This is a genomic window from Paraburkholderia sp. GAS33 (assembly GCF_050436645.1).
Classification (GTDB): domain Bacteria; phylum Pseudomonadota; class Gammaproteobacteria; order Burkholderiales; family Burkholderiaceae; genus Paraburkholderia; species Paraburkholderia phenazinium_B.
The window spans coordinates 214,116-225,137 of sequence record NZ_JBNDMP010000005.1 but is presented as its reverse complement, the minus strand read 5'-3'; the positions used below and the strand labels follow the sequence as shown (position 1 = coordinate 225,137).

The 11,022-nt window shown below is 57.7% G+C and carries 10 protein-coding genes; 6 read left to right on the top strand and 4 right to left on the bottom strand.

What is annotated here, in order from left to right:
* Positions 1–123: 123 nt before the first annotated feature.
* Positions 124–978, top strand: a complete 855-nt coding sequence (locus P3T24_RS17510; RefSeq protein ID WP_429406682.1) for an AraC family transcriptional regulator — start codon at positions 124–126, stop codon at positions 976–978.
* A 342-nt stretch (positions 979–1,320) separates the two neighbouring features.
* Here the strand turns inward: P3T24_RS17510 and P3T24_RS17505 are convergent, their stop codons facing one another.
* A complete protein-coding gene (locus tag P3T24_RS17505) occupies positions 1,321–2,232 on the bottom strand; it encodes a LysR family transcriptional regulator (RefSeq protein ID WP_429436379.1) in 912 nt (303 codons plus the stop codon).
* A gap of 99 nt (positions 2,233–2,331) precedes the next feature.
* On the opposite strand from P3T24_RS17505, the gene P3T24_RS17500 reads away from it, so the two are divergent.
* The 5 genes from P3T24_RS17500 (at position 2,332) to P3T24_RS17480 (ending at position 7,406) form a co-directional block, all read left to right on the top strand.
* The gene (locus P3T24_RS17500) at positions 2,332–3,636 is read left to right on the top strand and encodes a CitMHS family transporter (RefSeq protein ID WP_429436376.1); all 1,305 of its coding nucleotides are present in this window, start codon (positions 2,332–2,334) and stop codon (positions 3,634–3,636) included.
* Between the two features lie 15 nt (positions 3,637–3,651).
* Positions 3,652–5,010: an acyclic terpene utilization AtuA family protein gene (locus P3T24_RS17495; RefSeq protein ID WP_429436373.1), complete on the top strand. Its 1,359-nt coding sequence runs from the start codon at positions 3,652–3,654 to the stop codon at positions 5,008–5,010.
* A gap of 1 nt (position 5,011) precedes the next feature.
* Positions 5,012–5,323, top strand: coding sequence for an AtuA-related protein (locus tag P3T24_RS17490; RefSeq protein ID WP_074263007.1), 312 nt, complete (start codon positions 5,012–5,014; stop codon positions 5,321–5,323).
* A 132-nt stretch (positions 5,324–5,455) separates the two neighbouring features.
* On the top strand, positions 5,456–7,060 hold the full coding sequence (locus P3T24_RS17485) for a tannase/feruloyl esterase family alpha/beta hydrolase (protein ID WP_429436370.1): 1,605 nt from the start codon (positions 5,456–5,458) through the stop codon (positions 7,058–7,060).
* A 154-nt stretch (positions 7,061–7,214) separates the two neighbouring features.
* Entirely contained in the window at positions 7,215–7,406 is a 192-nt protein-coding gene (locus P3T24_RS17480) for a hypothetical protein (RefSeq protein ID WP_429436367.1), read from the top strand.
* 843 nt (positions 7,407–8,249) lie between these two features.
* On the opposite strand, the gene P3T24_RS17475 is transcribed toward P3T24_RS17480, so the two are convergent.
* The 3 genes from P3T24_RS17475 to P3T24_RS17465 all read right to left on the bottom strand — a co-directional run bounded on the left by P3T24_RS17475 (position 8,250) and on the right by P3T24_RS17465 (position 10,179).
* Positions 8,250–8,744, bottom strand: coding sequence for a DUF3304 domain-containing protein (locus P3T24_RS17475; RefSeq protein WP_429406670.1), 495 nt, complete (start codon positions 8,742–8,744; stop codon positions 8,250–8,252).
* Positions 8,745–8,820: 76 nt separating this feature from the next.
* Positions 8,821–9,435: a DUF4123 domain-containing protein gene (locus P3T24_RS17470; RefSeq protein ID WP_429436364.1), complete on the bottom strand. Its 615-nt coding sequence runs from the start codon at positions 9,433–9,435 to the stop codon at positions 8,821–8,823.
* Between the two features lie 9 nt (positions 9,436–9,444).
* On the bottom strand, positions 9,445–10,179 hold the full coding sequence (locus P3T24_RS17465) for a hypothetical protein (RefSeq protein WP_429436362.1): 735 nt from the start codon (positions 10,177–10,179) through the stop codon (positions 9,445–9,447).
* Positions 10,180–11,022 lie beyond the last annotated feature (843 nt).

Here is an 11,022-nt window from a genome sequence, read left to right as displayed (position 1 = left end):
CTGCATCGCAACACCGAATGCGGTCAAATTTTTCCTGGACTCCTCCGCAAAATCCGCAGGATTTGGTAAATCGCGGCGTGGTACTTTGGTTCGTACTCAACGCCTGCTCTCTTCGCTACCACCATGAACGACCTCAGTCACAGGGCACGCTACGAAGCGCGTTTGAACCGCGTGCTCGACCATATTTACGATCACCTCGACGAGCCGCTCGATATCGACAGGCTGGCGGAGATCGCCTGCCTGTCGCCCTACCACTGGCATCGGATCTATCAGGCGATGCATGGTGAAACCGTGGCATCGACGGTGCGCAGGTTGCGGCTACATCGCGCGGCGGGATATCTGGCGAATGGCTCGCTACCGATTGCAGAGATTGCGGAGCGCTCCGGGTACAGCAGTCTGCAGTCGTTTTCACGGACGTTTCGGACGGTGTTCGGCATGCCGCCGGCGCAATATCGCAAGCAAGGCACACATAGCCGGTTTCGGCCGGCGCAATCAGGAGACGATGAAATGGTGATGCGTGAAGTGGTGATTCGGGATGTGCCCGCCATGCAGGTTTTGACGATCGATCATGTCGGCTCGTATATGCAGATCGGTAAGGCTTTCGATGCACTGATCGGATGGCTTGCTGCGCGAAACCTGCTTTCGCCTGAGATGCGGATGATCGGGATTTACTATGACGATCCAGGGATCGTGGCCGAAGCGGAGTTGCGGTCGAAGGCCGGCGTGGTGCTGCCGGATGCGGTTGAGGTAGCGGCGCCGGTTTCATCGACGCACGTGCGCGGCGGACGGTATGCGGTGTTGCAGCACAAAGGACCATATGCCGATATGGCCGCGGCCTATCAATGGCTATATGGCGAATGGCTCGTGCAATCGGAACATGAGGCGGCCGATGCGCCTGTCTTTGAGGAGTATCTGAACAATCCTAAAGACACGGCGCCCTCTGAGTTGCTGACGGAGATCTGCCTGCCTTTGGCCTGATGTTGCTGAAGACGTTGAAAGTGAGCCTGTCTGCCGCGCTTTTGCGCGGAGGCGATGCAACGCGGTGTGTGTGCGTTCTATGTCTTTCACTGTATACATATATATACGTAGTAATAGTTAACAAGGCCGGTCGCTTTCTGTGGATAACGCCAATCTTCACTGGCAGATCAAGGCGCTACGGATTCCATAACCCTACGGGCGGTTCGTGAACAGGCCGTCTAAGCCAGGGACAACTTTTGCCTCGCTGTGACGGGCCAGCGTTTTATCAAGGTTCGACCCACAGGAAGTTAGGGGCCTTATCCCCGTGTTGTCCAAACGCGAGTGTGGATAACTCGCTTCCTGCTACCTACCTTTGCCTTTGCGCGTCCCTTCTACCGCCGACGCGATCGCGGCCACGAACGCCTCCGTTATCGGCGGCAAGGTTCGGCCGCGTTTCTTGACGAGCGCGATGGGGCGAACAAAACGAGGATCGTCGATGGCGCGCGCCACGACGCTCTTCTCCGCAAGAATCTCGCGGGCCGAACCAGGCAGAATCGTCAGTCCTAGACCTGCACGTACCATCGCCACGGCAGTCATCATGTACATGGGCTCGCAGGTGAGCACGGGGGCAACGCCCGCCTGCTCGAACGCGGCATCGACGACAGCTCGCACACTCGTGCCCGCAGCGGTTAGCACCAGCGGATAGCCTGCGAGGCTCTCGAGCGTGATGCGCCGCTTCTTCGCAAGCGGATGGTCGAGCGGACAAACGATGCACAACCGATCCTCGCCCGCATGAAGCACCTCGAGCGATGGATCAACCACCTCGCCGCCCGTCAAACCCAGATCGGCCTCCTCGCTGCGCACCAGACGATTGACGACGCTCGCGACCACGTCGCGAATATCGAATGCCGCGCCCGGCACCTGTTGTCTGAAATCGCGCACGAGATCCGGCAGCAGACTGGTCGCGAACGACGGCAAGCAGGCGATGCGGACCGCACCGGTTGAGCCATCGCTCAAGGCGCGTGCGTCGAGAAGAACATGCTCCATCTCCCGCAACGACTTCTGTAAAACGGGGAGCAGTTCCCTGCCGACCGGCGTCAGCGCGACGTTCCGGCTGTTGCGGTCGAAGAGACGTGCGCCCAGCGTTTCCTCGAGCCGACGGATCTGCACCGTCAACGCCGGTTGAGACAAATGCAAGCGCACGGCGGCTCGCGTGAAGCTACCGGCTTCAGCAACGGCGATAAAAGCGCGGATTTCGCGAAGGTTCAGATCCATTACGAAGTGTGATTGCTGCAATCAAATCATTTCAATTGCTCTATTCATGCGTGCAACCTACGCTTGTCGACACTAAAAGACAAGATCGGAGACAAACACGTGTTGCCATTACTGGGTCTGGCCACCATCGTCGTATTGCTCGCGGCGATCCTTTCCAAACGTATGTCGCCGCTGGTCGCGCTGATCATCGTGCCAATCGCCGCATCGCTGATTGGCGGCTTCGGGCTGCAAACCAGCAAGTTTGTGATCGACGGGTTGAAGAGCCTCGCGCCTGTCGTCGGCATGTTCGTGTTCGCGATTCTTTATTTCGGCACGATCACGGATGCGGGGACGCTCGATCCGATCATCGATCGCATCCTGCGAACGGTCGGTACGCGGCCGACGCGCATCGTCATGGGCACGACGCTGCTGGCACTGCTGATTCACCTCGATGGTTCGGGTGCGGTGTGTTTTCTTGTGACGATTCCCGCGATGCTGCCGCTCTATGACCGCCTGAACATGGATCGGCGCGTGCTGGCCGCGGCGGCGTCGATGGCGGCGGGCATCAATTTTCTACCATGGACCGGGCCGATGATTCGCGCGTCCGCGTCGCTGCATTTGCCTATCTCCGAACTGTTCAATCCGCTGATTCCGGTGCAGATCATCGGCCTCGTGTTTGTCTTCGGGATGGCGTTCTGGCTTGGGCTACGTGAAGAACGGCGGCTCGGACTGACGGCTGCCGCCGGCAGTGTCCCTATGCCGCAGCGCGAACTCACCGAAGAACAGCAGGCGCTGCGCAGACCGCGCAACTTCTGGTTCAACATCGTGCTGACCATCATCGTGTTGGGTTCGATGGTCGTGATGGGGGAGAAAGTGCCCCCCGCGCTCGTGTTCATGGTGGGACTGTGCGTAGCGTTGCTCGTGAACTATCCGAACGTCGATATGCAACGTCAACGGATCGATGCTCATGCACGCGCGGCGTTGATGATGGCCGGGATTCTGCTCGCGGCTGGGGTGTTCACCGGTGTAATGCAAGGCAGCGGCATGCTCAAGGCGATGGCGCAAACCGCTGTGGGGTTCGTGCCGGCGACGATGGCCTCGCATATTCCCGTCGTGCTCGGTCTGGTTTCGATGCCGCTCAGCCTGCTGTTCGATCCCGACTCTTTCTATTTCGGCGTGCTGCCTGTAATTGCTGAGGTTGCAGGTCAGCTTGGAGTGCCAGCGGTGAAGATCGGCCAGGCAGCATTGCTGGGTCAGATGACCACTGGGTTCCCGGTTAGCCCTTTGACGCCCGCGACTTTTCTTGTGTGCGGGCTGACTGGCATCGATCTCGCCGATCACCAGAAATTCACGTTTCCACTCCTGTTCGGTGCGTCGATCGTGATGACGATTGCGTGCGTTGTGTTGGGCATTTTTCCCCTTTGATCTGGTTGAGCTGCGATGAATACAGTGGATTCTTCACGGGTGGTTCGCCTTGGTGCTGGTGCCGGTTATTCAGGTGACCGTATCGAGCCGGCAGTGGAGCTTGCGACGCACGGTGCGCTCGACTATCTCGTGTTCGAGTGTCTTGCGGAGCGGACCATTGCGTTGGCACAGCAGGCGCGGCGACAGGATCCTGAGAGTGGGTATGACCCGCTGCTCGAGGCGCGCATGCATGCGGTGTTGCCGTTGGCGAGGCGTAACGGTGTGCGCATCGTCTCCAATATGGGGGCGGCGAATCCGCTCGCGGCGGCGCGCAAGACGGCGGCGATTGCTCGTGAACTGGGGCTTGGCGGTCTGAAGATCGCTGCGGTTACAGGCGACGATGTGCTTGATGTTGTGCGCAGTGGTGCCTACCGCTTTGAAGAATCGGGGGACGCAGTTGCGGACTTCGACGAGCGCATCGTGTCGGCTAACGCTTACCTTGGCGCTGCGCCGATCGTGGCTGCGTTAGACGCCGGAGCGGATGTTGTGCTGACTGGACGTGCAGCTGATCCCTCGTTGTTCACCGCGCCGTTGATTCACGAGTTTGGTTGGGCCTTCGATGATTGGGATCGACTCGGGCAAGCGACGGTAGTCGGACATCTGATGGAGTGCGCCGGGCAGATCACCGGTGGGTACTTTGCTGATCCTGGGTTCAAGGATGTTGCCGGTCTCGCGCGCCTGGGTTTTCCGATTGGTGAGGTTTCGGCGGATGGCTCGGTGGTTATCACCAAGGTCGCTCACGCCGGAGGCTTCGTAACGGAGGCGACCTGCAAGGAACAGTTGCTCTATGAGATCCATGATCCGAGCCGTTATCTGCAGCCTGACGTAGTGGCGGACTTTGCGCAGGTGCGGGTTGTGGAGCAGGCGAAGGACCGCGTGCGTGTGACGGGCGGACGTGGGACGCCGCGCACACCGACGCTCAAGGTTTCGGTGGCGTACGTGGATGGGTATATCGGTGAGGGGCAGATTTCCTACGGTGGCCCAGGCGCATTAGCCCGTGGCCGGCTCGCGCTTGAGATTGTGCGCGAACGGCTGATGATGACCGGTGTCGATTTGAGCGAATTGCGCTTCGATCTGATTGGTGTGGACTCGCTTTATGGCTCGTCGCTTGGTAGTGGCAGCGCAGAACCGTATGAAGTGCGAGCACGTGTAGCGGGACGGACGGCTTCGAAGGCCGAGGCAATTCGTGTCTGCAACGAAGTGGAGACGCTCTACACGAACGGACCGGCGGGCGGTGGCGGCGTGACCAAAAGCACACGTGAGGTGGTCGCTGTGCAATCGGTCCTGCTGCCGCGAGATCTGGTGCAGCCGACATACACGATCGTGGAGGTTTGATATGAAACTGCGAGAACTTGCGCACTCGCGCACCGGCGACAAAGGCAACACGCTGAACGTATCCGTGATCTGTTATGACGGGCGTGACTATGGACATCTGCTTCAGCACGTCACGCCAGAACGGGTGAAGGCGCATCTGGGCGACGTGGTGCGCGGTGAGGTGATTCGCTATGAACTGCCGTTAATCGGTGCGATGAACTTCGTGCTGAAGGAAGCGCTTGGCGGCGGTGTGACGCGTTCGCTTGCGATCGATGCGCATGGGAAGTCGGTTAGTTCGGCGTTGCTGGATCTTGAGGTTCCTGCTAAGGACTAGATGCGAGCGCTATGGATCTCGCGTACGCCACACCGAATGCTTATTAACTTAGGCAGATAACACGGAGGAGACAGGATGGTGAGTCATAGCGGTCAGGCGGTTGAGATTTCTGCGCGATGGAAGAAGCGGTCCTTGCAAGTTGCCGGAATGGTCGCGGCGGCAGTGGTGTGTTATTCAGCCTCGGGTTTTAGCGCAGCGCGTGCCGCCGAATCGCAGCAGGCTTCAAACTGCAGTGCGCTCCAGCAAACCAACATCAAGGACACGCGAATCGAGTCCGCACAAGTCATCCCGGCGGGCAGCGTCTTCAAGGATCCGGACGGCAAGCCTGTGACGACATCGGTGAAAGTGTGCCGCGTCGTCGCGACGGTGAGCACCGAACCCACCGAACAGGTAGGGATTGAAGTGTGGCTGCCACTCGATGGCTGGAACGGACGTTTGCTCGGCGTGGGGTCGGGCGGCTTTGGCGGTTCGATCGTGTACAGCGAACTGGCGCCCGCTGTAGCGCGTGGCTTTGTCGCGGCCAATACCGATACCGGCCACAAGGGCGGCGCGCAAGGCGCGATCGGTCAGCGTCTCGAATGGGCCCGCAACCCCGTACAGTTACGCGATTGGGGTCACACATCGATTCACCTGATGACAGTCGCGGCGAAGGCGATCACCCGTGCTTACTACGGTCAGAGCGCGAAGCACGCTTACTACAGCGGCTGCTCGACGGGCGGCGCGGAAGCCATGGAAGAAGTCGAATACTTTCCGGATGACTATGACGGCGTGCATGCTGGGTCGCCGGGCATGGGCTATAGCCATCTGATGGAGAGCTTTCTGTGGGGCGCCAGGCTGCCCGCGCAGCAGCCTGAAGCGAAGCTGACGCCGGCGGCGCTTACGCTGCTCAATCGTGCCGTGCTCAAGAATTGCGGGGGCGATGCGGCAGTCGAGGACGGTTTTCTGGACAACCCATTGGCGTGTCATTTCGAACCGGCGCAGTTGCAGTGCAAAAGCGGTGATGACCCCGCGCGATGTTTGAGCGCGGCGCAGGTCCATGAAGCCGAGCGGCTGTATTCGCCGGTGCTTGATTCTCGCGATGGGAAGCAGCTTTATCCTGGGTTTGCGCGAGGCAGTGAGAGTCAGTGGAACCTGATTCAGGGTGCGCTAGTGCCGAACTATGCGCAACCGCTGGTCGCGAATACTGTGTTCGACAATCCTGATTGGGACTGGACGACGTTTGATTTCGGTGCCGATGCAGATCGCGTCGATGCAAAGCTCGCGCCCATCAGCGATGCTATGCACACGGATCTCTCACGCTTCAAGGCGCGTGGCGGCAAGTTGATCATGACGCAGGGATGGGCTGATTCATTGAACGCGCAAACCTTGCCAATTGAATTCTTTGACGCAGTGGCAGCGCGTGAAGGAAGCGTGCCGAATGCGCAGCGGTTTTTCCGGCTGGCGATGGTGCCAGGAATGAGTCATTGCGGTGGTGGGCCTGGGCCCGGGACGATTGGGGGGCAGTTGCCGCCTACGGTGTTGAATCGGCAGCGGGATGTGGTGAGTGCACTGCAGGGGTGGGTGGAGGATGGAAAGGCGCCGGCTGAGTTTGTGTCGACGAAGTATGTGGATGATAAGCCGGTGGCGGGAGTGCGGTTTGAGAGGCGGCTTTGTGTTTATCCTCAGGTGGCGGGGTATGACGGGCGTGGGGATCGGAGGGTGGCTGGTAGTTTTAGGTGTGTGGTGGCGACAAAGTGATGTGCCGCGGAATGTTTAAGCGTTGACGGTAGATCATCGCGTTCTGGTCTTGCGCGGCGCAGCTTCCCTGAGTCGCGCTCTTGCTCGCATTGTCTTCCCGGGTTTGGGCTGACGGGGAAAGAGAGTCCAGCCAATCGCGCACATGGCGCCGCCCATGAGCATGCTGATCAATCCGCCACCGAGGTCCCCTTTCCAGTCGCCCGCATCGACTGCCTCGCTTCTGCGTGCACGCGACGGATCGGTCGTCGACACGCGCAGCGTCGCTGCCCCTTGCCTGTCGCAGAAACGCTTGGTGATCGCCGATGCTTCGCCCGCGCTGATCAGCGGGGCTTGCGATTTGGTGTAGGTCGGAGAGTCATCGGGTGTCCAGACGTCTTCGAAATGCTGGGCGAGTCTTGGTCCATAACTGAATTCAGCCGTCAGCTGCCATGAAGCATCCGATTTCCCATAGCGAAGCTGAGCAGTGCATTCGTCTAGATGCGCTGCAACCACAGGCCAACTGCGCGCCTGCAGCAGCGTGATTGCATCGCCGATGCAGAGTAGACCTATGAATAGAAAAATCAGTCCGACGAGACCCAGGATCGCGGAGCGCAGACAAGAGAAAAAGAATTTCATTGTTCTAGCCGTCGTGACGGATTGGTTAGCGCGCGTCAAAGAATATCTCGAAACGCTCGATACACCTAAGCATTGACAGAGGTGTATCGCTCGACTATTGTCAGCTCGCGGGACGACGGGTCAAGCTTGCCAAGGGACAGGCTGCCAGCCTTCTCACGGCAGTCCGCTGCGACTCGCAGGGCAAAAGCACGCGCAGTAGCAGCGCCGCGGGAAAATCCGATAAGCGCGAGATTGATCATTCGAATCGGCTGCGTCGGATTTTTGGCTCGCGCCTTCGCCTTAGCCACCAGTTTGTCAAAATCAGCGCGAGCCTTATTCAGGCGTGCCTCTCCGCCCGGGGTGAAGCCGAGTCCCGCTGTGCTTAAGCTTGGCCGTATCGTTGAAACGATTATTACCCGTTTCGTCGAAGAAAATCGACACTCAGATCGTTTGCGAGCAATCAAAAGAACCAGGCTTCTTTACGGGGTCGAGGCACGACATCGCCTCCGCACGCTGTCTGCGTTCTGCGAGGGTCAACGGCCTTAAACCTGCTGCCGAAGGTATTTGCGTATCATCAAGCATGGAGGAGATCCGATTAGCGTAAGTAGGGCAAGCGGCGCTCAAGCTTCAATCGGGGTGAGGAAGGACCATCATCGCCGGACAACGCCCCCTCAATATGGCCGTCAGGGTAAAAATGAATCTCCAGGTAGGCTGGCTTGTCCGGTATTACACCTGTGACCTCGACACGCGCTTTTTGTCGCACGGTGTCGGCGGCCTTAACGATCTGTTCTAACGGATATGCTACAAGTGCCTCTCGCATATATTCGACATCCACCCAGAACGGTGTCTTCGTCGCGCGATCCAGAACCACACAGCAGGCATATTTGCCGCCACCAGACGTTTTTGTACTAAGGAAGATGTTCCCACCCGAGGCGCCGTTGACCGAAAAATCGAGAATAGCCCGATCCGTATAGTCATAGCCAACTAATTCAAGTTCGAAAGGTTCCTTAGCACAGCCGTTAAGACTCGCAAGTGCCAACATGCCGATGCCAGCAAATAGGCTGAGTTTGAGTAGCTTTATAGCCATCATATTTTTTGTCGCTCCTCCAGAGAAGCAAGCAGCCCGATTTCAGCAAAGCGCACGACCTCGGCGACTACGTTGATTTTCACGCTTTATCCTGTTGAGGCAGTATATCCAGCAACGCGCGTCGCGCGCGATCCGCTAACGCGGGAGCGCTGTCGCGTTCCTCCGCCGTTGCGTTGGCCACTGCAGATGACACGATGCGATAAAGTTCCTTGGGAGCAAAAGCCGCGGTCAGATCGTCGTCGGTGGTCCTGATCACATGGAGAATCGCGTCAGGCATCGCGGCATCGACGAAAGAGCCGCCCTGCTGTTCGCTCAAACGGAGCGGCGCTTCGTAGGCGTCATATAACTCGTCACTACCTGCAATTACCTGCAGTGCCAGGTCGCGATCGAGATAGAACCATTCGCAAACAATGGCAAAGAAACGTTGAAATTGTTCGGGGAAAAGGCTACGGGACAGGACCGGTAGCGTGCGCGAGTCGAAGAATTTCAATTGCCACTTCGTTCGATCTTCGCACTTTACTTCCAGTCTAGCCCGCAGCGCCTCGCACAGCGATAGCGTGGAAAGTCGTGAGAAGATGAACGACATTCCGCAGGGATCGGAAATACAAGACAAGGCTAGTACTTCAATCAACGACGCATCGTTATCATGGTCAAGACGAATTAAAAATGGACCATTGGAATCGTCGGTTCTCAAAATGTCCCTTTAGGCTTGGTCTTCGTGATCGTCGCCCGAAATAAGTAATTCGATGTGCACTATAAGCATCCCCCCGCCATCCGGCGTTTGTTCTCTATCGCCTTGTTGATCTGGCGGGAAGTGCTTGCTTCCGGGACGTGCGACAAACGCAGCGTAAGGGGCTAAAGTTCGAGTGAGTCGCTCTTGCCATTGCGAAGGCAAAGCGCTTTGTAACTTGTGAATGACCCGTGAAACGCGGTGTATTCCGAGTTGTTTTTGACGGGTAAATTGCCATTCACTACTGACAGCGACCGGAAATCCAGAGAACCGAGTGCTCATTGGCCTTGTCTGCGCCCACTGCAACAGATCGTCGACCAATCTTTCCCATTCGCTTCCAACCTTGATGGCACGCAGCTTCGGCTCAACCTGGACCGAAGTCAGGCCAGCCATGTCAAGAAGCAACTCGGAATAGCGCGTACGCGGACCGTCAACGCTCCTTCTCGACGATGGCCATAGGGTCACATGGGGATGACACCACCTTCCCCGAATCGCCGATTTACGAGTTGGGATAAGGAGATATCTAGCGAAGTCCCCAATACCGCGAGTTGATATTCCTTCAGCATCGAGATGGTACTTGCCTATCGAATGCGCTCCGTTCATGAGTTCGATCTCACCCGAACTAGTCTCAAGCAAATCGCGCTCTTTTAGGGTTGAGTCTTTGCCGGATTTACATGTTTTCGGCATTCGGGCGATCAGGTCGCTCAACGCATTTTCCCTGAAGAAGAATTGCGTAACGCGTCGCTGGCAGACGGTTCAATCGGCGCGTCACAACGACCAAGAGATCCGTCAACTCCACGTTTCGACGTGGCGTCCCCCAATATACTTGCGGTGTCTTGTCAACCCAGTTACTGCTAGCGTTAATCTTAATAGATCTCGCATTGCTATATACGTGCCGCGCGATCAAACCAAGCGAATCAACTATGTCATCCATGAACGGCTTTGAATGCATGCACGCTAGGTGCCAACGTTCTCGCTGCGTTTGACCACCTCAAGAAGACGACTTTCTCGATTACTCCAAAGGGACCAATCGTCCAAGTAAGGCCTAGGACGGCGGACCTTCCAAAACCACGTGTTTCCTTTCATTTGGTATTGTTTTTCGTAGTTGCGGTCGTTGCTATTTCGCTAAGACTGCCATACAACTGCGCCGAAAGACAAGCCGCTGGTCCAACGAACTGAGCGGCGAAAAGGAGCCAACGGTCTCCCTAGCCGACTGTAAGCGGTCTCAGAGCACCCAACGACAGGCGGCTTCGGGTCGTATACGGCCGCTCGCGTCGGCAAGATGCCAACGGCTTTTATGCTTATTTGAGCTTTTGCCGGAGCGGCATTTCACATAGAAATGGAACCGAAACATCATGAGTGAGCCACACTCGAAGCGCCCTGTGTGGGTAACTGGAACAACCGACGGTCATTAACGGTGGCCGAGTGGGACGACCTCGAACGCACGCGAAAGCTTGTCGTTCGCAACGCTACCGATAATAGGTCGCAGGTTAGTTGCGACCCACACGCACCACCTACGCTCTTCAACTGAAGACCGAAGAACTACTACCG